The sequence below is a fragment of the Coriobacteriia bacterium genome, from assembly GCA_034370385.1.
GTDB lineage: Bacteria > Actinomycetota > Coriobacteriia > Anaerosomatales > PHET01 > JAXMKZ01.
Genome location: JAXMKZ010000059.1, coordinates 166,919 through 188,287 on the forward strand (window position 1 = coordinate 166,919; position 21,369 = coordinate 188,287).

Genomic DNA, 21,369 nt, shown 5'->3' on the forward strand with positions numbered 1-21,369 from the left:
CCCGCTCGGTACGGGACCGCGCTCGCGCGCAATCCACCGTGCCGCCCCCAGCACGTTCGGACAGTATGTGCGCGAGAGGATGGACGCACTGCGGTTTCTGCTCGCCAAAGGTGAGCGGTCAACCGCACACGCTGCCGAACGAGTGTTAAGTACGCTCGCGCAACCGTAATTATGTACGCGCGCTATAGAGAACGTCAAGGATTCTTCATAGAGGAGCCCTACGTCGTTCGCAGCAAGATGCGGGGTTTGTGGTTCGGAGTTGTTTCGGTTTCGCCCCGAACGCAGAAGGCCGCCCCAAGAGGCGGCCTTCGCGCACTACGAGACGATGGAATCGCCGCGCCCTCTGTCCGTTTCGTCCCAACCAGATGCAACCGTTGACGATACGAAACGGCCAATCAGGCGTGGCGATGGATGAATCGTCTACACGTACGTGTACATCTTCCCGTACGGCCGGTGCGAGATGGGCACGAGCCGCGTGAACGGTACCGACAGCACCTCGTCGACATCGAATCCGACGGCCGAGCAGTACTCCTCCAGCAGCGGCTTGAGCTCAGCCAGCTCCTCGTCGGTCATCGTGAAGATGCCGCACTCCTTGCCAACCTGCCAGCTCTCCACCTCGCCGCGCAGGATTATCTCGCCGCCGTGCATGCCGGTGCCGACGTACCCTCCCACCAGCGGACCTTCGAGCCGTGAGTGCATGCCGAGAAGGATGAGCAGGCCGCCGGCCATGTACTCGCCGAAGAAGTCGCGCGCTTTGCCACCGCAGATCATCGTGGGTCGCAGATCCTCGAACGCCTTCATGTGAATGCCCACGCGGTAACCGACGTCGCCCTTGATGAAGACGCGTCCGCCGCGCATGCCGTAGCCCAGAACGTCACCGGCCGAGCCATGCACGATGACGGTGCCCGCATTCATGGTGTTGCCGACGCCATCCTGCGCGTTGCCGAACACCTCCACGGTCGGGCCGTCCATCAGCATCGCCATGTCCTGCCCCGGGGTGCCGTGCACCTCGATGCGCAGATCCTTGCCCTTGATTCCCGTGCCTATGTAGCGCTGTCCGTTGACGTTCATCAGCTTCACGATCTTGACGCCGTCGGCGAAGCACCGCCGGATAGCCTCGTTGACGAACTTGTAGTAGACGCTCTGACACTCGATCGTGGCGGTGTCACCATCGACGGCGACAGTCGGCTCGATCTGTAGGTAGCCCTCGATCGGGCCCTTCACGGTAGCTGTAGTCATGGTGTCTCCTCCCCTACATTCCAGCCGGCTTGACGCCGATGATCTCGCAGGTCTGCGCGTCGAGCCCGATGGCGCGCAGGCGCTCACGGCTTCCGCGCAGCGACTCCACGGCATTGACACCCAGCGCACCGAGGATCTCTTGGAGCTCGTGGCTCCAGGCGTTGACGAGGTTGGTGAGCCGCTCGGCACCCCACTCGGGATCCACGCGACGGGTCAGTTCGGGCTTCTGCGTCGTGAGGCCCCAGCTACAGCTCCCGGTGTGGCAGCCCTGGCACATGTGGCAGCCGAGCGCCATGAGCGCTGCCGAGCCGATGGCCACGACATCGGCACCGAGCGCAATCGCCTTGGCCATGTCCGCAGACGATCGGATCGAACCGGCGGCGATGATCGACGCCTGGTTGCGGATACCCTCGTCGCGCAGGCGCTGGTCCACCACGGCGATGGCGATCTCGATGGGGATGCCGATGTGGTCGCGGATGATCTGCGGCGCAGCACCGGTGCCGCCCTTGAAGCCGTCGAGGTAGACGTAGTCGGCACCCGCCCGCACGATGCCGCTGGCGATGGCGGCCACGTTGTGCACCGCGGCGATCTTCACGCCGACCGGCTTGTAGCCGGAGGCCTCTTTGAGCGAGTAGATGAGCTGACGCAGGTCCTCGATGGAGTAGATGTCATGGTGAGGCGCCGGGCTGATCGCGTCTGACCCCTGCGGAATCATGCGGGTGGTAGAGACTTCCTTGTTGATCTTCTCGCCGGGTAGGTGACCGCCGATGCCGGGTTTGGCGCCCTGGCCGACCTTGATCTCGATAGCCGCGCCCCGCTGCAGGTACTCCGGGCTTACGCCGAAACGTCCCGAGGCGACCTGCACGATGACGTTGTCTTGATAGGGGTACAGGTCAGCGTGAAGTCCACCCTCGCCGGTGTTCATGAGAATGCCGAGTCGCTCCGCAGCCATCGCCAGCGACTTGTGTACGTTGAGCGAGACCGAGCCGTAGCTCATCGGCGAGAAGATCATCGGCGTATCGAGCTTGATGTTCTTGCCCATGCCCGCGCCTTCGGCAAGACGAAAGCCGCCGTTGCCGTCGGAGACGACCTCCACCGAGTCGGGCTTGCGGCCCAGGTACGTGCGCAACTCCATCGGCTCGCGAAGCGGGTCGATGGAAGGGTTCGTGACCTGGCATGCGTCAAGGACGAGATGGTCGAAGATGCTCTGATACGGCTTGTCGTTGCCCATGCCGGTGAGCATGACGCCGCCGCTCTCCGCCTGGCGCCAAACGGCCTTGCGCAGGCTGGGCGACCAGTTCGCATTCTCGCGCAGCGCAAGGTCGTTCTTCTTGATGGTGATGCAGTGCGCCGGGCAGTACGTGACACACCGGTGGCATGCGCGGCACTTGCTGTCATCGGGTATGGGGCGCTCGTTGAAGTTGTACACGCCCCAGCCGCACTGCTGCACGCAGCGGCCGCACTTGTGGCACTTGTTGTAGTCGATATCGACCCGGAACTCGGGCTGGATGAGGCTCGTGGGCATGGCTAGTTCACCTCGACGGTCTCAAGTTCGCAGACGTCGACGCCGGTGACGGCGCACGACACCTCCTGTGCGGACAGATGCAGGTCCCCATGGATCGGCCACTCGGCGGTCGCCACGCGGGCGATGACCGGCTCACCGGCCTTGGGTGCCCAGACGTCGTCGGGCGCGTCGAGGACCTCGCGCATCGCGCTCTCCTCCGAGGCGACCATGACGATGGAACCCTGGCGGGCCGCCACCAGCGGCCGCAGCTTGATGCGATCGTTGAGCGCCACCATGCCGCCGTTGAAGCCGAGTACGATCGCGAAGGGGCCGTTGAGCATGCCTGGCCCGTAGACGGCGCGCAGCGAGCGCATGACCGCCTGCTCGTCGGCCGGCATGCGGTCGATCTCGCTCCACAGCGGACTCGCGAGCGCCTTGCATGCAAGCTCCAGCGGCAGCTTATGGCGGCGTAGCATGAGGTCGAACAGGTACGCGGCGACTTCGGTGTCGGTGCCCAGCGTGCACTTGTAGCCGAACGCCTCGAGGTAGCGCGAGTTGATGCCGTAGCTCGAGATCTCGCCGTTGTGGACGATGGACCAGTCGAGCAGCGTGAACGGGTGCGCCCCGCCCCACCAGCCGGGGGTGTTCGTCGGGAAACGGTTGTGGCCGACCCACGTGTGGCCCTCGTACTCCTCGAGCAGATAGTAGTGACCGATCTCTTCCGGGTAGCCGACGCCTTTGAAGGCACCCATGTTCTTGCCGCTCGATGCCACGAAGGCACCATCCACGCTCGAGTTGACGAGCATCACCAGGTGAACGACGAAGTCCTCCGGGCTCATCTCGGCATCAGCGAGCTTGTGCGGGTCGGGCTGCAGGAAGTAGCGCCACAGCAACGGGGCATCCGCGATGCCCTTGACGGCACGCGTCGGCATCGGTTCGGCAAGGTCGACGGTGAAGTAGCGGTCGAAGAGGGCCTCCGCCTCCTCCTTGGCCTTCACGTCGTGATACATCATGTGGAAGCAGAAATGATCGGGAAACTCGGGGTAGATGCCGTACCCGGCGAACCCGCCCCCAAGGCCGTTGCCCCGGTCGCGCTGCACGGCCATCGCCTTGATGGCGTTCTCGCCGCTCATCAGCGTGCCGGACTCGTCACAGATTCCCATGAGGCCGCAGCCACCGTGAATCTTGAACGACGCCTCTTCGCGATACGCGGGACGCTCAAGGTCGAAGATGCCCTCACGATCCGAGAAGCCCGCAGGCCTCGTCGTGGGCATCCGCTCCAGAAGCGGTTCGTACGCCATGCTATTCCTCTCCTTCGGAGTCACACGCCGCGATGACCGCGTCGCAACCCATCAGCTTCTTGACCGCATCGCCCCCGGTAGGAGGCAGTGGGCCGAGCCCCAGCTTCTTGCGTGCGCCCTCTTTGGGCTTGCCGAGGGTGCCGGTGGTCATGAACATCTCGTAGCTTTGCGGAATCGAGTCCGGGCGCGAACCGCGCACGATGGCGAGCTCCTTGAGCTTGCGGAACGTCTCGGCCATGCCGATGTCGGAGTGACACATCTCAAGGCACGTGTAGCACTCCAGGCACTTCCAGACGTTGGGGTCATCGAGCACCTCGTCGATCTCGCCGCTGACGAGCTGTCCGATCATGTCGCACGGGTCGAACTTCGGGTCGACCTTGCACACCGGGCAGTCGTCCTTGCAGGCACGGCATGTGTCGCACTTGTTGAGCAGCGAGACGTCGAAGTCCTGGGCCAGTCGCGACTTCTCGACACTGCGCGCCTCCCACTTGTCCAAGAACGGCTGCACGCTGACGCGGTGCATGTCCATCCCCAGCTCGTCGGGAGAATGCCCGTAGGCCAGACCGATGAGTTCGGACAGGTAGAGCACGGGGATGTGGATCGGCTCGTTCGCGCGCTGGAGCGCGGCCTGATTGAGGTCGAACTGCTGAAAGCAGCTCGGGCACACCGTGATGAGCGCATCCACCTGGTGGTTCTGGAGGTCGTAGAGCTTGCGCCGGTTGAACGCCAGTGAGCCTTCACGCTCGCCCACGCGGTCGAGGTAGCCGCCGCAGCACTGCATCTTGGTCGGGTAGTCGACGACCGTCGCACCGAGCGCCGTGACGATGGCTTCGACCTTCGTGGGATGCAGCGGGTCGTCCCACTTGACCGCCGGCTGCGGGCGCAGCAGGTGACAGCCGTAGTGGACCGCGATGTTCATGCCCCAGAACGGCTTCTTCGCCTTGCTGGCGATGAGCCCGGGTCCCATGTGCTCCGACAGCCACTCGGCGAAGTGCACCACCTGAAGCGTCCCGTCGTAGTGCAGATCTTCAGTGGCGAGTCGGTCGTTGATGGTGTCGCGCTCGCGCCAGTGGGTCTTGAGGTGGCTCTGGCACTCCTTGAACGTCGAGTAGCAGCCGTTGCAGGGCGTGACCAGGTCCCATCCCGCCTTCTCGACGATGGCGAGGTTACGCGCTGCGGCGGTGAAGAACGAGTCAGGGTCGTTCGCCTTGACGAGCGTACCCTCGGGGCAGCAGGTGTGGCCCGGCAGCTCGTGGATCTGAGCACCCAGGTCATCGAACATGACACGCACTGACTTCTCGATGAACGGAAAGCGCGCGGGAATGGTGCACCCCCAGAAGACTGCGAACTCCTTCATGCGGCCATCAGTCCTTTCGTGTGTACGGCACCCGAAGAAACCCGAAACGCCCGCCGCGAAACCCGTGGGTTTCAAGGCGAGCGTCGTTGCTCGATCTCTTCGATTCCGGCACGACGTTGTACCGGGAGCCAGAGTGTAGCACGGTTCAACGCCAAGCGAAACGCAGTGGAAACGCGGTGGCACCGGCCCGCCAAAGACGGCATCGGCGATACGCCCCTAGCAGATCCTACTCGGCGACCGAGATCTTGATGGCGAAGAGTCCGTCAGCCGGAGATCCCGGTGACCCCAGCCCCGATCGCCACGAGGCCGAATGCGGCCACGAGCACTCCCGACCCACGGTTGATCCACAGGATCGCTCGGTCGCTGATGGCGTGCCGCAACAACGCTACCGTCGTGGTGAGACCGAGCCACCACGCGAGCGACCCGAGGATGACGCCGAGTGTGGCGACGCCGGCGCCGGCGAGAGTCGGCTCGGCCACCAGGCCGGCACTGGCGAACACAGCGCCGAAGGCCATCACCGTCATCGGGTTCGTAAGCGTGAGCGCAATCGCGCTGCCGTAGAGCCGCACGACGCTCGCCGAGTCCGGCGCCTGCGCCGCCTCGTGAGCAGGCGGCGTGGAGATTGCGCGCCAGCCGAGCCAAACCAGCATGAGCCCCCCGGCGATCCGCAGCGGCACCTGCGCGTCAACCAGAACACCCGAAAGGGTCGTCAGCCCAAACGCCGCCACTGCCGCATAGATGCCATCGGCGGTCGCAATGCCGGCCCCGGTTGCCGTGCCGGCGCGCCACCCGTGCGCAAGCGTGCGCTGGATGCACAGCACCCCCATCGCACCGACAGGCGCTGCTACAAGGATTCCGATGACGAAGGTGCGCGCAAGGAGGCTGGCGGCTTCGCTCACAGCTCGGCCGAGGCCTCCTCGGCGAGCACGACGGCCTCCGCGATCTCACGCAGCGACTTGCGCTTGTCCATAGCGAGCTTCTGCAGCCGCTTGAACGCCTCCGGCTCAGTCATGCCGCGCTCCATGAGCAGGCCTTTGGCGCGATCGACCACCTTGCGAGTCTCAAGCCGCTCGGTCAGATCCGAGACCTCGTCCAACAGGACCGTGGCTTCAGCGAACCTCGACACGGCAACGTGCATCGCAGGCAGTACATCCGCGCGCGAGAAGGGCTTCACCACGTAGGCCATCGCACCGGCGCTCGCGGCCTGCTCGACGTAGCCGGATTGGGAGAACGCGGTGACCATAACCACTGGCGCAACGCGGTCATCTCCCAGAATCCGCGCCGCTTCTATGCCGCTCATCCCGGGCATGTTGATGTCCATGAAGACGACGTCGGGTTCGAGCCGCCGCGCGAGCTCCACGGCCTCGTCACCGTTTCGAGCTTCGCCGAGAACCTCGTGACCCTCTTCCTCGAGCATCTCGCGCAGGTCCATGCGGATGATGGCTTCGTCTTCTGCGATGAGCACACGCATGTTTCTAGACCGTCCCCCCTACTCGTCGCGTACGGGCACGCGCACGGTCACCGTGGCACCGCGCACGCCCGAGTACGTGATCGTGCCGCGCAGATCGTCTTCGATGACCGTGCGAACGATCGCAAGCCCCAGATTGGCGGAGGACTCCGGGTCGAAGCCGTCGGGCAGTCCCACGCCGTCGTCGCGCACCGTCAGCACCAGTTCGTCCCCACCGCGCCGCAGCGTCACCTCGACGCCGCCTTGCCGATCATTCGGAAACCCGTGCTCGATGGCGTTGTGCACGAGTTCGGCGACCACGAGAGAGAGTGACGTGGCGAGCGGGGCGTCGATCTGCCCCGTGGAGCCGCTCACCTGCAGGCGCACGCGCGTGTCGTCACCGGAGAGGCCCCGACCCACAAGCGCAGCAATCGTGCGAGCTGCCTCGGCGAAATCGACGCGCTCCTCGTCGCTGCTGGCGAGCATGTCATGCACGACCACCATGGACGACACCCGCTCGATCGCCTCACCCAGTGCGTGACGCGCATCCTCGCTCGGAGTACGTCTCGCCTGGATACGCAGCAGAGAGGCGATCGTCTGCAGATTGTTCTTCACGCGATGGTGGACCTCACGGATGGTGGCTTCCTTGACCTTGATCTCATCATCGCGACGCCTCGCCTCGGTCAGGTCCTCGACCAGCACGAGGGCGCCGTCCGGCAGAGCGATGCTGCGATAGCCCAGCACGCGGTCGACGACCTCCGCCTCGACCGCGATGGCGCCGGTCGTGCCCAGCACCGGGGAGATCGCGAATCCGCCGCCGGGCAACGCGGATGCCTGCATGTCGGTTACCCGGCCGTCCGCGCCGGCAATCCGCATGATGTTGACGGCGTTGGGAGACGCATAGCTCACGCGCCCCGTGGCACTCACCCGCAACACGCCATCCCCTGCACGCCGCACCGTAGAGAACGCCGAGGAGTCACGCACGTCGAGCAGCGGAGCCGCCCTCAGCACGTCGACCAGCTCCTCGGCTGCGTCCATGAACGCCGTCTCCATGCGCCCCGGGGCGAGCGTGACCTGTTCGGCGATGTTGCGGAGTAGTACCCCTGTGGGTGATGCGCCCTCGCCGACCGGAAAGCCGGTCGTGGTAAACGTGATGCCGCGCACCACGCGGCGCCGACCGCTCTCAGCCGGCTGACCCGTCGCAAGCGCGTGGTACGCCTCCGGCTCCTCACGCTCATCGAGCCTCGCACCCACGCGGGAGGACGCAACGGGCGCAAGGGCTGTGGCGGGACGCGCGTCGGCAACCACGACCAGTCGACCCGAAGCATCGGGCGCCGCCAGCGCGAAATCCGCATACGCGAGGTCCGCCACCAACTGGAGGTTGGCCGCCACGTTCTCAAGATGTGCGCTCAGGCGCGGGGTGCCATCATCGCTCACGCCGTGAGAACGCGAATCCACCTGAGCTCCCCCTCGAAGGCCGACAGAACGCTCTGTGCCGCGTGCAGCGTCAGAGCGCGGCGCAGCGCGGTCATACCGTCCCTCGAAGATACGGCATCGAGGCGGCGGCAACAAACCGCTCCTCTCTGAAAGCGCGTGCCTCTCGTCTGCTGCGGCACGGTGATTCGGTATACTCGTCGTCGCACTCATGCCCGGGTGGTGGAATGGCAGACACGGAGGTCTCAAAAACCTCTGGGGGAAACCCCGTGTGGGTTCGACTCCCACCCCGGGCACCATCAGCACACGCGGCCCCCTAATCCGGGGTCGCTTCTGCTTGTGCCGCGGCCCTTCCCGATGCTAGGTACAGAGGCGCTGAGGCTGCCAGACCCAGTGAACCGATCAGCCAAGCCACCGAGATCGACGCCCGATGCGAAACGTAACCCAGGGCAGGCTGTCCCACCGCGCCACCGACGTCGGCGAAGAGCGCGTCGACGGACAGTACGGTCGCGCGCTCCGACGATGGTATGTGGGCGTTGAGGTAGGCCGCGCGCACAGGCCCGTAAACGCCGAAGACGCCGCCCCACGCCACCCACAGCCCAAGCGCGATGGCTGCCGGTACGACTCCCGACTCTGCTGCCAGCAGGCCGACTCCGGCGATGGCCACGGCGATAACGAACTCCGCGAGCGCGGCAACCGCACAGAAGCGCGCGGGGTCGCGACGGTTCACGCCGTCTCGCATCAGGCGCCCGACGAGGGAGTTGCCCGCGATGCCCGCGACCGAGAAGGCGGCCTGAGCCAGACCGAGAACCCATACGTAGTCGTATCCGAGCAGCTCAAGCACATAGGGCTGCCAGGCGTAGAACGCGAACATGAAGAACAGTCCCGATAGCCCGGAGACGAGGAACAGTGGCCTGACCACGCGGTTCTTCATGCCGTAGCGCACGCCCGTGGCAAGGATCCGTCGGGTCTCAACGCCAAAGTTGGCAGCGGTCAGCGGCCGCTTGTCGAACCCGATGTCGAACACCAATGCCCAGACCACGCCAAACTCGACCACGAGCAGGACCGCCCTGAGAAGGAACGGCCACGCCAGATCCACCTGGCCGAGCAGTCCACCGATGATCGATCCGGAGAGCATGCCCACTCCGAAGGCTATCTGACCGCGCGCGAACACCTGCTCCTTGGGAACCGTCGAACCGGTCCCGTCCAGTGCGTCGACCAACCATGCCTCGACGGAGCCCGTCTGGAACGTGTAGCCCACGCCCAGGAGGATGCTCGCACCGACGAACCCGGTCATGCCCCAGCCCATCACGGGGGTCGCCACATAGAGCAGCGTCGATACGAACAGCATTCCCATGGCGATCAGGATCGAGGCACGGCGACCAATCGTGTCTGCCACGACGCCGGTGGGCACCTCGCACAGCAGCTGAGAGACGGTGAAGGCGGTGTTGACAAGCATCACCTGAAAGATGTCGAGCCCACCCACGCGCATCAGGTAGATGGTATTCGTAGCCCATATGAGCGACATCGCCAGCGCGAAGATCCCGCTTGCAGACAGATAGGCGACCGTCACGGTGCGCGGCGTATGCGCAGAACGTCCCGAGCGCATGCCGCTATTCCTCCCCACCTGTCCACGTCGCGTGTTCAGAGAGCTCCCACAGACGAGTCCACGCGCGCTTGTCACGGCTGACGGGAGACGAACCCTTGGGCCGGCGGCGGTAGAAGTAGGCACCGGTCGTGGTGCCGACATCCGTTGCCGCGCACAGGTACACGAGCGTGTCCGCCGCCTCTTGTGCGGTGAGTTTGGGCACGAACCTACCCCACAACTGGCCGCTGGCACCCCACCCATCTTGGCCGAATCCGGTACTGGCCATACCCGGGTGCATCACGTTGGATGTCACTCCGGTACCGCCAAGCCGCACGGCGAGCTCGTAGGCGAACATGATGTTGGCCAGTTTGGAGTGTGCGTAGGCGCCAAACGGCGACCACCGCCGCTCAAGCGTCAGGTCGTCGAAGCGCAGGCCGCGCCATGCGGCGTAGTGCGCATCGCTTGAGACGGTGACGACGCGACCCTGCGCAGCCTGAAGCGCCGGGCGCAGCAGCCGCGTGAGCAGATGGTGCGACAGGTGGTTCACCTGAAAGGTGAGTTCGTGCCCATCTGCGGTGAGCTGGCGAGCCGAAGCGATGAGGCCGGCGTTGTTGACCAGGACATCAAGCTCAGGACAGGCGGCGAGCACCTCGGTCGCCGCCGTACCTACACTGGCAAACGACGATAGGTCGCACTGCACCACCCGGACCCGTGCGTCTTCGCCGGACAGCTGCTTGATCTGCTCGCGCACCGTCTCGCCCCGAGCCGTGTCGCGAACCAGTAGCACGACGCGCGCGCCTTGCTGCGCCAACTCCACTGCGGCCGCGCGACCGATGCCTGACGATGCGCCGGTGATTGCGATCGTTCTCCCCGCAAGATCACCGGGTTCAGTCACGCGTCACAACCATCGTGCCGATGGGCACCTGCGGCCAAAGCTCGAGCACGTCACGGTTGTACATGCGGATGCAGCCGTGCGAAGCGCGCGTGCCGATCACCCACTCCTGGTTCGTGCCGTGGATGTTGTAAGCGGTGTGCACGTATCGGTAGCCGCTACCCGTGCGGACCTGCTTGAACATGCGCATCTTGCGAGGTCCGTAGACCCCAGAAGAGTAGTACTTCGCATCGATTCTCCATGTGCCGTTCGGTGTCGTCCAGCCGATCTTGCCCACGGCGATGGGATAGACCTTGACGAGTTCGCCGTTGCGGACCCAATACAACTTGAAATCGGACTTGTCGATGACGATGTAGGTGCGCCACGGGTAGCTGAACGGAGGCGGCGTGACCGCCCGCAGAGGGGTGCCGGACACATAGAACGCATCGACATCGACGGCGGTACCGGTTCCCGCACCCGAACTGCGCTGCCCAAGCGCGCGAATCGTGACGGTGTGCGTCTTGTTCGCAAGCCCTGAAGCTGCCCACAGCACCCGCCGCTCGGTGCTGCCGCTTTCCGAGCCACCGACGATGGCAACGCGCTTGCCATCGAGCAGCACCTCGGCCTTTCCGGTACCCCGATACTTACGACCGGTCCACGTGATCGCGGTGCCCTTGAACTTGATCAGATAGGTCGCACCGCGTGAGGTGGCGGAACGCGCCGCGCCTCCGCTGGCCGCCGCAGCACTGCGCGCGGTCCACCGGCCGGTGCGCTTCAGGCGCCGGTCAGATTCTTGGAGCGAGGCTCCGGCGCTGCCTTCGCGCGCCAAAGCGTCACCCGCCACGTCGAATGCGTCGATTGAGAACCATGTGCCTTTGGAGCCGCGCTCGCGCGTGCCGGTGAGCGTGACCTTGATGGTGTGTGGGCCCGGCGCCAGCTCGCCGCTCGTCCACACTACCTCCTTGCTGGCAGCACGGAGCGCGAAGGTGGAGACCGTCGCCACCTCGGAACCATCGATCTCGATACGAGCGATACCGCGATCAGGCGCGACCGGCGAGATGAGTGAGATCGACGTTCCCTCGAAGCGCATGGTGACCGACGCGCCCGCCTTGGTCGCCGAGCGATGGCTCCAGCCGGATGAGCGTTGCTCCCACCGATAGGTCCACGGTCCCGAGAACACGATGCGGGTATCGTCGTCTTCGACGCGCACCTGCGGTGACCCGACCGTCTCGCTCGCGCTCTCGCTTGCCATCGCAGGCACCGCCCACACGCCTGCGGCGACCGCCACTGCCAACACCGCGACTGTGAGAATCCCCATTCGGCGACGCATCGCACCCTCCCGTTTCGCAGACCGCCTGATTCGTAGGCACCTTTCGTGATTATGGCACGAACACCCGATTCTCTTCGCGATGCGAACATATGTTCGACATGACTGCGGCGAGATGCTATCGTCGGGCCGACAGCATCGAACAGGAGTTCGCCATGGAGCCCGTCCCCGGAACCCCCGCCGACCCTCGGCACACGCTGTATGCAGACCTCACGGACGAGCAGGCCGAGGCGGCGGGCGCGGGCGATGAACCGCTGCTCATAGTCGCCGGCGCCGGCACCGGCAAGACCGCGACGCTGGCGCACCGCGTGGCCCACCTCGTGGCGGGCGGTGCCGAACCGGGACGCATACTGCTGCTCACGTTCACCCGCAGGGCGGCCGGCGAGATGCTCCGCCGTGCCGAAGGCCTTCTTGAGCGCTCCGGTCACGAACGCATCAAGGCCACTGGGTCGCGCGTGTGGGGCGGCACGTTTCACTCCGTGGGTTCGCGGCTGCTCAGGTTGCATGCCCGAGACATCGGACTCGAACCCGACTTCACGATTCTTGACCGCTCAGACGCCGAGGACCTCATCCACCGATGCCGCACGGCGCTCTCGCTGGGAAGCGGCGCATCGCGGTTCCCCCAGAAGGCGACATGCCTCGACATCTACTCTCGCTGTGTCAACGCCAACGAGCCGCTCGCCGATGTTGTGCGCAGCCGCTTCCCGTGGTGCCGCAACGCGCAGGGCGGACTGGCGACGCTCTTCGAGGCGTACACGTGCGAGAAGGAACGGCAACGCGTACTCGACTACGACGACCTGCTGTTGTTCTGGCACGCGTTGCTCGCCGAGCCGGCATCGGGCGATCGCGTGCGCGAGCGCTTCGATCACGTGCTCGTGGACGAGTACCAGGACACCAACACGGTGCAGGCGCAGATCGTGGAACTGCTGAGACCGGACGGCCGGGGCGTGACGTGCGTGGGGGATGACGCCCAGGCCATCTACTCGTTTCGCGCAGCCACGGTGAGAAACATCCTCGAGTTCCCCGCGCGATACCCCCGTGCCAACATCGTCACGCTGACGCGCAACCACCGTTCGACCCGCCCCATCCTCGACGCCACCAACGCGATCATGGCGGAAGCCGCCCAGCGCTATGAAAAGAACCTGTGGACCGAGCGCGAAGGCGGAGGTCGCCCGGTGCTGCTCACCTGCCGCGATGAGGCCGAACAGACCAGGTGGATCGCCGACCGAGTGCTCGAGCATCGCGAACAGGGGACACCCCTCTCGGGTCAAGCCATCCTCTTCCGTGCCCAGCATCATGCGGCCGACCTGGAGCTGGAGCTGTCCCGGCGATCGATTCCCTACCGAAAGTACGGAGGGCTGCGTTTCGTGGAGATGGCGCACGTGAAGGACCTCGTGTCCTTCTTGCGTATCGCCCAGAACCCACGCGACTCGACCGCTGCGCTCCGCGTGCTTTCGTTGGTTCCCGGCATCGGGCCGAAGACGGCCTCGTCCCTCGTGTCCCGCCTCGACAGTGCTGAGGGCGATTTCGAGGCGTGGGTGACCGCGGATGTGCCCGAGGCCGCGTCCGGTATCTGGCCCGCACTCGTCGGCGTGCTCCGGGGGCTGGCTGGCTCGGATGGCGAAGTCCCGGCCCAGGTGCATGCGGTGCGCACGGTGCTCGCGCCGCTCGTGGAGCTGCGCTACGACAACGCCTTGGCCCGGCTCGCCGATCTCGAGCAGATCGAGAACATCGCCGGCCGCTCCCCCGATCGGGCGTCACTGCTCGCAGAGTTGGCTGTTGATCCCCCGGCGTGGACAAGTGACCTTGCGGGGCCACCGCTGCTCGACGAGGACTGGCTCGTGCTCTCGACGATGCACTCAGCCAAGGGGCTCGAGTTCGATGTGGTCTACGTGATGCACGCCGCAGACGGCAACATCCCCTCGGATATGGCCACGGGATCCGCCGACGAGATCGAAGAGGAGCGGCGCCTCTTCTACGTGGCGTGCACGCGAGCGCGGCGCCACCTGTACGTGACGCACCCCTTGCGCTACTACAAAGCAGGAAACCCGGCCACCGACGTGCACGGATACGCGCAACGCACGCGATTCGTAACCGAGCGCGTGGCGCCGCTCTTCGTCGAGGAGCAAGCGTCGTCCGACACGCCAGCGCCCGACAAGCCGATGTCCCCGGCCGCGGCCATCGACCCACGGAGCGCAGTGCGACGCCTGTGGGAGTAACGCACCAGCTCAGAAGTCGCCGCGCTCGCAACCGCGCGGATGTGACCGGATATAGGCGCACGCATCTTCGACGCTGTCGGCGAAGCCCAGCAGTGCGAGGTCCTCGCGGTTGATCGTCCCCGCGCTGACAAGCACGCGGTCGAAGAACCCCCGCATCTGACGCCAAAACTCGCCGCCGACGAGCACCACCGGGAAGCTGTCGATCTTCTCAGTCTGCATCAGGGTGATCGTCTCGAACACCTCATCGAGGGTGCCGAAGCCGCCGGGCATGACGGCGAAGGCGCACGAGTACTTGACCAGCATCACCTTGCGAACGAAGAAGTGCTCGAACTCCATGTAGCGGTCAAGATACGGGTTGGGGTCCTGCTCGTGCGGCAGCATGATGTTGCAGCCGATCGACAGACCGCCGGCCTCCTTGCAGCCCCGGTTGGCCGCCTCCATGATGCCCGGCCCACCACCGGTCATGACCGCATACCCGTGACCCGCCAGATGCGCACCGAGCTCGCGGGCCTGCTCGTAGTACCGGTGGCCCTCCTTGAAGCGTGCCGACCCGAAGACCGTCACGCAGGGACGGTCCATCTGCATGAACTCGAATCCGCGCAGGAACTCGAGGAAGTAGCGAACCGCGCTCTCAAGATCGTCGTGGTGTGCCTGCTCGCCTTGGAGAAACGCGGCCTCGACACCGGAAACTTGATCGAGAAGCGAAGGCCGACGCCGGGCCGGGTCGTGGTGCCTGGAGACGGGGGGCTCTTCCGGCGGCCGATCCGGGTCGTGGCGCTCGTCCACCTGCTCGGCGCCGGGATTCGGGTCCTCAGTCACGGCATGCCTCCCTTCGGTCTGACAGTAGGTGATCGTCTCGAGCCGTGGTCCCTCTACAGCTCGATGACGACCTTCACAGACTCATCAGCATCGGCCACGAGACCAAAACCCTCCTGGATGCGACTCAGCGGCAGGCGGTGGGTGATGAGGTCGTCCACGCGAACGCGCCCGGTAGCGATGAGATCGAGCGCGGTCTGCAGGTCATTGGGCGCCGCGCCGTACGCGGTGCGGATGGTGACCTCTCGGCGCCACAGCTCATTGAGCGGCATGGGATGCTGCTCGCCGGGTGCGGGCACGGCGAAGACAACGAAGGTCGCTCCGTTCTCTAGGCACGCCAGGCCTTGGTCGATGGCCGAGGGCGCGCCGGTGCACAGGATGACGAGGTCAGCGAGGCGGCCCCCGTTCACCTGCCGCAGCAGTTCGGGCAGCTTCTCGCCGGCTTCGATTGCGTCGAAGGCTTCACTGGCGCCGCTGCGCTTGGCCCACTCGAGCCGGTAAGGGCTCACGTCGGTGGCAAAGACGCGGCCAGCGCCCAACGCCCGAGCGAGCCTGATGTGCAGCAGCCCCGATATACCGCTCCCGATGACAAGCACCGTCGAGCCCGGCCGCACCCCGGCGCGCGTCTGGGCGCGCGAGACGCAGCCCAGAGGCTCGATGAACGTCCCGTCCTCGTAGCTCACCGTTTCGGGCAAAACGAGCACGCCCCGGTCGGTCTGCAACCCCGGCACCCGGACGAACTCGGCGAATCCGCCGGGATCAAAGTTGGTGGTGTGGAGCGTGTGGCAGGCGGTATGGAAGCCGGCGAGGCACATCGGGCACGCGTTGCACGGGACGTGGTGCGAGACGGCGACCCGGTCGCCGACACGCACCTTGTCTACGCCCTCGCCTACTTCGACGATGTCGCCGGCGACCTCGTGTCCGAGAACGAGCGGCGCTTTCGGAACGCGGTACCACTCGAGCACATCCGAGCCACAGATGCCGGAAGCGCGCACCCGCATGAGCACTTCGCCAGGCCCGATACCCGGTATGGGCATCTCCTCAACGCGAACGTCCGTGTTGTTGTGGTAAACCCCGGCCCGCATGGTCTCGGCCACGACCGGCCCCTAGACCTTGCGAGAATCGTCAGCGGCAACGGTCGCGCATCCGACCCCCGGGCCTGTGATGCCCGACTTCGCTTTCTCGTCTTCATAGACAGCGTAGGCGTCGTCCACCGAGGCGCCACCGTGCACGACCGCGTTGACCGCCTTGATCATCCCGATGGGACTATCGGACTGGAAGATGTTGCGCCCCATGTCGACACCCGCAGCGCCCGCAGCCATCGCCTTGAAGGTCATCTCGATCGCCTCGCGCTCGGGCAGCTTCTTGCCGCCCGCCATCACGATCGGCACCGGGCAGGTGCCCGTGACCCGCTCAAAGTCCTCACAGTAGTAGGTCTTGACGATGTGTCCGCCTGTCTCGGCGATGATGCGGCTCGCAAGTGCGAGGTAGCGGGCGTCGCGCACCATGTCTTTGCCCACCGCCGTCACGCCGATGACCGGGATGCCGTAGCGCTCCCCCTCATCGACGAGCCTGCCCAGATTCGCAATCGTCTGATGCTGGTGCGGCGCACCGATGAAGACCTGCAGCGCCATGCCCGCGGCGTTAAGGCGGATGCACTCCTCGACGCCCACGACGATCGTCTCGTTAGAGAGGTCGTCTTCAAGCACGCTGTTGCCACCCGAGACACGCAGCACAATCGGCGTGTTCACCGAGCTGGGGATGTCGTTGCGCAGCACACCGCGCGTGAGCATCAGCGTGTCGGCGTAGGGAGCGAGCGGAACGATGGTGTCGCAGCAGCGCTCCAGACCCGTGGTGGGACCGAGGAAGTAGCCGTGATCGACGGCGAGCATAACGGTACGACCATCCTCCGGCTGAAGGATGCGTGACAGGCGGTTCTCAAGGCCCCAAGACATGGCGGATGGCTCCTTCTGATGTGGTGGATCACAGGATGCGGGCTAATGCTATCAGACGGAATGCAGTGCCGGTTCGTCGACGCAAGCGCTGGCGCCTCACGCCTCCAGCGCTCGCGCCAGACTCGCCCGCACCGGCTCGACAACGTAGCTCGCCGCTCTCACCTCGCCGTCGTCGAGGCCCATCAACCGCACTTGTTCCGGACCCCGCTGCGCGCACAGCACGATGCCCAGCGGTGCTGCGTCGCCCTCCCTGTTCTCGTACGCCGCCAGCCACCGCAGGTAGAACGTCATCTGGCCGAAATCGGCGGGCTCGAGCGGTCGGTTCTTGAGCTCGATGGCCACATAGCAGCGCAGGTGGATGTGGTACATGAGCAGATCAAGCCGGTAGTCGCGCCCGTCGACCGGCATACGCTTCTGACGCTCGACAAAGGCGAACCCCGCGCCCAGCTCCAAGAGGAAACGCTGCATCTGGTCGAGGATCGCGTCTTCGAGCTCAGCCTCGGAGTGCTCCGACGGCAGGCCCAGGAAGTCGAGGACGTAGGGATCGCGCAAGAGAATGGCGCTAGACGTGACCGCCTCCGATGCACCATCGCCGGCTTGGTCGAGCGCCGCCATCTGCGCCTGAAGAGCATCCTCCGAGCCCACCGCCGCCAGCGTTCGCTCGTAGAGCCTGCTTGCGATGCGCTCGCGCAAAGTGCGTACGCTCCAGTGCTCGCAGGCTGCTGAAGTCGCGTAGAACTCGCGTTGGCACTTGTCAGCCAAGGTGAGGAGCTCGGAGAATTGGCTCCACGTCAATATTCTCGACACTGTCGAGAATATCTCCGTAGTCGGGTAGACCTCAGCGAACTTCATCATCCTGAACAAGCTCTGCCAACTCCACCCGCGCCCGTAGCGCTTTGTGAGCCGAAGAGCCAGTCGCTTCACAACGTCCTGCCCGTACGCCGCCCGTCGGCCGCCGAGCACATCTTCGCGAATCCGCTTGCCAACGCTCCAATACAGCATCACCAATTCGCCGTTCACCGCTGCCGCTGCGCGTGTGCGTGCCCCGTCGATCAGGCCGGCCACATCGCCGAACAGCGCCCCTTCGTCGGGCGCGACCACTGCATCGTTCGTTGAATCCATCTCGCACCTCCAGGGCTAGGAGGAGCGGGAGAACTCCGAGGGGTGGCTATACCGTAACAGTGAGGTCTGACAGAGACGCGAGACGCGTTCCGCCTAGCCGGGTCACTTCCCCCACTCCCACGTATCCGCCTTCACGCGCTCGTAGTTCGTGTCGAGCTCCGGTCCCATCAGCACGAGCGCAGCGATGCGGCGCACCATCTCCGTGACGTACCTGGCCTCGTCGACCTTGAGGTCACGCCCCAGCAGCGCATGCTCGCGATAGCTGAGCCACTTCTTGATGACCTGGTAGCCACCGATGGTGTAGCGCCACACGGCCGAAGGAACGCAGCGCCAATACGCCAAATCGTTTAGGTGGACGTCGAAACACGTCTCGCCGAGTAGGGCGACCGACTCGCCGCGCGTCATCCCGAGGGCGGTCGCGTGTCCCGCAATTGCCGAGAGTTCGTCGGCGGTGTACTCGCGCTCGTTAAGCTTGCCGGTCGAGGGCATGCAGATGCCGCCCCTGCCGGCGACGCCCCATCGCGCGGTGACAGCGAGGTCGGTGGCGGGGTCGAGAGAGCCCCCAGCGGCGGCGGACAGAGCGCCAAGCCGAATGCCGCCAGAGAAGGGCTGGCTCGGGTCGAGCAGCTCGGCGACTCGAGCGCCGAGGGCGGCCGAAGCGTCGAATGCACTCGAGGTCGAAGGCAGCGGGATTCGCGGCCAGTCCGTCCTGATGCCATCACGATTTTCGGACAGGTAGGCAGTTGAGTACCCAATCGCCAGAGCGTGCTCGCAGAGATACGAGTGATCCGCCGCGCCGACGCTTCCCAAGTAGCCTTGCGCCAGCCGTGAAGTGTTCGGAACGCGTATGGGATTCTCGCCGAGGAGCCCGCCAGAAGGCCGCTTCAGCGAAACCGGAAAGTGACGGGCCTCCCCATCAAGCGCGTGGTAGTCACAGACTGCGCTCGCCCAGACGAATGGAATCCCTTCATCCAGCTTGTCTGCGGCGTCACGCGTGACGAAGAAGCGAGCTCCGCATCCTTGCTCGGCAATCAGTTGCGGGCTGGGCTCGCTGAAGAGGGGTCTGATGTTGTCCAGGTAGCACCAGCGCACATCGAATGGCTTGAAGGTGAACCGCACAAGTCGGCTGTCTTCGAAGCGCGATGCGCCAAGAAGCTTCGCTCGTGCATCGGGGCCGACTATACGGTTGCCCGTCATCATCATTGACGGGCACATTTCCGCGACCGCGCTGTCGCTGACAGCCGGGTCAAAGTAGGCCTCGACGCGCTTCGCGAGCGGCTCGCGATCGATTGAGATGAGTGCGTGCCCGCGACACTGTGACCGCTACAAGGAAGCGCACGGCAGAGATGACGAGCAGCCCGCCCTCAGCGCAGCGGGAGGCCGCACCCATCACGCAGGTCGAGGATGTGACACGACTCCTCGAGCACTCCGATGAGGCCCCACGCATCCCACAGAGTCTCGCCGATGGCGAACGGCCCGTGCGTGCGCAGCACGGCGATCGGCACGTGCTGAAGCGCCTGTGCAAGCAGCTGTCCCGCTTCCGCCGAGCCGATCGCCTGCTCGGGCGCCAGCACCGGCACTTCGGCACCGATGACGCATCCGGCCTCCGAATCGAGGGGTCGGATGACGTCATCCACCAGTGAGCGGAACATCGTGTGCGGAGGGTGCGCGTGGCAGATGGCCTGGGCGCCCGTCGCCTGGTAGACCGCTCGATGGACGACGAGCTCGCGGCTGCAGCCCGCATCACTGACGCTCGGCTGCATGCTTGTCTCCATGACATCGTCCGGCTCAAGTCTGGACAGCATCGAGCCACTGCGGGTGATGATGATGCGGTCTCCGAACCGCATCGAGAGGTTCCCGTGTCGCGCCGTCACGGCGCCCGCCACGAACAGGTCGCGGCCGACGTCACGGAAGAGCTCGAACATCTCTACTCGCACTTTGGCTCTTCGTGCTCAACCTGCTGGTACTCCAGGGCGCGCGCGAGGCGGTAGAAGTCGCTGTCGCGCCGAATGAACCGAATGCGCGTCTTGAAGGTGGCGGGATCGATAAGGTCGCCGAACGGCACGTACGTGAGATCGAGCTGGTCGCGCACGCTCACCATGACACCCGTGAGCTGCTCCTCGACCAACGCCCGGTACGCACCCACGCCTAGCTGAGACCCGAGCAGCACATCGAAGGCGCCGGGCTCGGCACAGCGCGTCTCGTAGCCTATCTGCTTGGCCCGTACCTTGCGGTGCTTGCCGCTACGCCGGGTCCACTCCGCCTCGATGTTGGCGGCGAGCAGCTCCCCGATGCGTGCCGCACCCAGCATCGAGTTGCCGTGCTCGTCTACCACCTGGGGGCGCTGCCCATCGGGAAGGAGATCAGCCAGCCCCTCTGCTACGCAGATGACACCGTACTCGCGGCCATCAGCGGCACGGGCCTCGATCAGATCGACGAGTTCGCGTGCCTCCGACTGCGCATCGAACTCGCCTTCCACGTCCTCGACGGAGAGTAGGCGTGTGGCCTCGCCGGCTATGCCCGCGGCGTAGGTGAGCCAGCCCGCTTTGCGTCCCATGATCTCCAGGACGTACCACGCCTTGGTGGACCGAGCATCCGCACCGATGTTTCGGATGGATTGGGCGGCGAAGTGGGCCGCCGAGGTGAAACCGAACGTCCAGTCGATTCCGTAGTAGTCGTTGTCGATGGTCTTGGGGAGGTGGACTATCCGTGTGCGCGGAAGCTCAGGCATGAGCTCCTGCATCTTGAGCAGGTAGTTCGCCGTCTTGAGCGTGTCGTCGCCACCTATCGACACGAGCGCGTCGACGCCATGCTTCTCGAAACTGGCGTAGACCGCCATCAACTGACCGTTCTTCGCGGGATCGGCGAGGTCGCGAATCTCGGTGATCGCCTTACCGGGGTTGGCTCGCGAGGTCCGAAGGATGATGTCCTTGCGCGTCCGAATACCGGACACGAGGTCACGTGTCAGGCACAGGTAGTCCCGACCCTCGATCAACGGGCACTCTTCACAGTACTTCTCAAGTCCCTCATAACCGTCGAGGAACCCGATCACCTGAATCCCGGCGTTGAGAAACGACATCGCCGCCGCCGAGATCACGGCGTTCGCTGCAGGCGCCGGGCCGCCCGAGAACAGCATCCCAACACGGCGAATAGGCTTGGCCTCAGACACGTTGTCCCCGTCCTTCGATA

At 65.3% G+C, this 21,369-nt stretch carries 17 protein-coding genes, 1 tRNA gene and 1 pseudogene; 2 read left to right on the forward strand and 17 right to left on the reverse strand.

The features are described from left to right. Nucleotides 1-420: 420 nt before the first annotated feature. The 7 genes from U1E26_12435 to U1E26_12465 form a co-directional block, all read right to left on the reverse strand. Nucleotides 421-1,239 (reverse strand): hypothetical protein, encoded by an 819-nt coding sequence (locus U1E26_12435; protein MDZ4170440.1) that lies wholly within the window; start codon nt 1,237-1,239, stop codon nt 421-423. Nucleotides 1,240-1,252: 13 nt separating this feature from the next. After that, nucleotides 1,253-2,764, reverse strand: coding sequence for a glutamate synthase-related protein (locus U1E26_12440; protein MDZ4170441.1), 1,512 nt, complete (start codon nt 2,762-2,764; stop codon nt 1,253-1,255). Between the two features lie 2 nt (nt 2,765-2,766). After that, entirely contained in the window at nt 2,767-3,906 is a 1,140-nt protein-coding gene (locus tag U1E26_12445; protein ID MDZ4170442.1) for a glutamine amidotransferase family protein, read from the reverse strand. Between the two features lie 139 nt (nt 3,907-4,045). After that, a complete protein-coding gene (locus U1E26_12450; protein MDZ4170443.1) occupies nt 4,046-5,401 on the reverse strand; it encodes a heterodisulfide reductase-related iron-sulfur binding cluster in 1,356 nt (451 codons plus the stop codon). Nucleotides 5,402-5,664: 263 nt separating this feature from the next. Then, a complete protein-coding gene (locus U1E26_12455) occupies nt 5,665-6,300 on the reverse strand; it encodes a LysE family transporter (protein MDZ4170444.1) in 636 nt (211 codons plus the stop codon). Then, nucleotides 6,297-6,872: a response regulator gene (locus U1E26_12460; protein MDZ4170445.1), complete on the reverse strand. Its 576-nt coding sequence runs from the start codon at nt 6,870-6,872 to the stop codon at nt 6,297-6,299. Before U1E26_12460 ends, U1E26_12455 begins: the two co-directional genes overlap by 4 nt. 18 nt (nt 6,873-6,890) lie before the next feature. After that, complete coding sequence (locus tag U1E26_12465; protein ID MDZ4170446.1) at nt 6,891-8,306, reverse strand: histidine kinase N-terminal domain-containing protein; 1,416 nt, start codon at nt 8,304-8,306, stop codon at nt 6,891-6,893. 189 nt (nt 8,307-8,495) lie between these two features. Here U1E26_12465 and U1E26_12470 point away from each other — a divergent pair. Then, nucleotides 8,496-8,581, forward strand: a tRNA-Leu gene (locus tag U1E26_12470). Nucleotides 8,582-8,598: 17 nt separating this feature from the next. Here the strand turns inward: U1E26_12470 and U1E26_12475 are convergent. The 3 genes from U1E26_12475 to U1E26_12485 are packed head-to-tail and all read right to left on the reverse strand — an operon-like array spanning nt 8,599 to nt 12,071. Next, on the reverse strand, nt 8,599-9,891 hold the full coding sequence (locus tag U1E26_12475) for an MFS transporter (GenBank protein MDZ4170447.1): 1,293 nt from the start codon (nt 9,889-9,891) through the stop codon (nt 8,599-8,601). Nucleotides 9,892-9,895: 4 nt separating this feature from the next. Next, nucleotides 9,896-10,765, reverse strand: a complete 870-nt coding sequence (locus U1E26_12480) for an SDR family oxidoreductase (GenBank protein ID MDZ4170448.1) — start codon at nt 10,763-10,765, stop codon at nt 9,896-9,898. Next, entirely contained in the window at nt 10,758-12,071 is a 1,314-nt protein-coding gene (locus tag U1E26_12485; GenBank protein MDZ4170449.1) for a L,D-transpeptidase family protein, read from the reverse strand. The genes U1E26_12480 and U1E26_12485 overlap by 8 nt, the downstream gene beginning before the upstream one ends. A gap of 152 nt (nt 12,072-12,223) precedes the next feature. On the opposite strand from U1E26_12485, the gene U1E26_12490 reads away from it, so the two are divergent. Continuing rightward, nucleotides 12,224-14,287: an ATP-dependent helicase gene (locus U1E26_12490; protein ID MDZ4170450.1), complete on the forward strand. Its 2,064-nt coding sequence runs from the start codon at nt 12,224-12,226 to the stop codon at nt 14,285-14,287. 9 nt (nt 14,288-14,296) lie between these two features. Here U1E26_12490 and U1E26_12495 read toward each other — a convergent pair whose 3' ends face one another. The 7 genes and pseudogenes from U1E26_12495 to U1E26_12525 form a co-directional block, all read right to left on the reverse strand. Then, nucleotides 14,297-15,106 (reverse strand): TIGR00730 family Rossman fold protein, encoded by an 810-nt coding sequence (locus U1E26_12495; GenBank protein MDZ4170451.1) that lies wholly within the window; start codon nt 15,104-15,106, stop codon nt 14,297-14,299. A 53-nt stretch (nt 15,107-15,159) separates the two neighbouring features. Next, nucleotides 15,160-16,200 carry an alcohol dehydrogenase catalytic domain-containing protein gene (locus tag U1E26_12500; GenBank protein ID MDZ4170452.1) on the reverse strand — a complete coding sequence of 347 codons (1,041 nt, stop codon included), beginning with the start codon at nt 16,198-16,200 and terminating at the stop codon, nt 15,160-15,162. Nucleotides 16,201-16,209: 9 nt separating this feature from the next. Next, nucleotides 16,210-17,061, reverse strand: a pseudogene (gene lsrF / locus U1E26_12505) (3-hydroxy-5-phosphonooxypentane-2,4-dione thiolase). 93 nt (nt 17,062-17,154) lie between these two features. Beyond that, nucleotides 17,155-18,180, reverse strand: a complete 1,026-nt coding sequence (locus U1E26_12510) for a PDDEXK nuclease domain-containing protein (protein ID MDZ4170453.1) — start codon at nt 18,178-18,180, stop codon at nt 17,155-17,157. Nucleotides 18,181-18,282: 102 nt separating this feature from the next. Further along, on the reverse strand, nt 18,283-19,383 hold the full coding sequence (locus U1E26_12515) for a type ISP restriction/modification enzyme (protein MDZ4170454.1): 1,101 nt from the start codon (nt 19,381-19,383) through the stop codon (nt 18,283-18,285). 161 nt (nt 19,384-19,544) lie between these two features. After that, nucleotides 19,545-20,117, reverse strand: a complete 573-nt coding sequence (locus U1E26_12520) for a class II aldolase/adducin family protein (protein ID MDZ4170455.1) — start codon at nt 20,115-20,117, stop codon at nt 19,545-19,547. Continuing rightward, nucleotides 20,108-21,349 carry a 6-phosphofructokinase gene (locus tag U1E26_12525; protein MDZ4170456.1) on the reverse strand — a complete coding sequence of 414 codons (1,242 nt, stop codon included), beginning with the start codon at nt 21,347-21,349 and terminating at the stop codon, nt 20,108-20,110. The genes U1E26_12520 and U1E26_12525 overlap by 10 nt, the downstream gene beginning before the upstream one ends. Between the last annotated feature and the right edge of the window lie 20 nt (nt 21,350-21,369).

Coding starts and splice junctions, on each gene's coding strand:
- U1E26_12435 (MDZ4170440.1), bottom strand. CDS start 1,239: ATGACTACAGCTACCGTGAAGGGCCCGATCGAGGGCTACCTACAGATC.
- U1E26_12440 (MDZ4170441.1), bottom strand. CDS start 2,764: ATGCCCACGAGCCTCATCCAGCCCGAGTTCCGGGTCGATATCGACTAC.
- U1E26_12445 (MDZ4170442.1), bottom strand. CDS start 3,906: ATGGGAATCTGTGACGAGTCCGGCACGCTGATGAGCGGCGAGAACGCC.
- U1E26_12450 (MDZ4170443.1), bottom strand. CDS start 5,401: ATGAAGGAGTTCGCAGTCTTCTGGGGGTGCACCATTCCCGCGCGCTTT.
- U1E26_12460 (MDZ4170445.1), bottom strand. CDS start 6,872: ATGCGTGTGCTCATCGCAGAAGACGAAGCCATCATCCGCATGGACCTG.
- U1E26_12475 (MDZ4170447.1), bottom strand. CDS start 9,891: ATGCGCTCGGGACGTTCTGCGCATACGCCGCGCACCGTGACGGTCGCC.
- U1E26_12485 (MDZ4170449.1), bottom strand. CDS start 12,071: ATGCGTCGCCGAATGGGGATTCTCACAGTCGCGGTGTTGGCAGTGGCG.
- U1E26_12490 (MDZ4170450.1), top strand. CDS start 12,224: ATGGAGCCCGTCCCCGGAACCCCCGCCGACCCTCGGCACACGCTGTAT.
- U1E26_12510 (MDZ4170453.1), bottom strand. CDS start 18,180: ATGGATTCAACGAACGATGCAGTGGTCGCGCCCGACGAAGGGGCGCTG.
- U1E26_12515 (MDZ4170454.1), bottom strand. CDS start 19,383: ATGATGATGACGGGCAACCGTATAGTCGGCCCCGATGCACGAGCGAAG.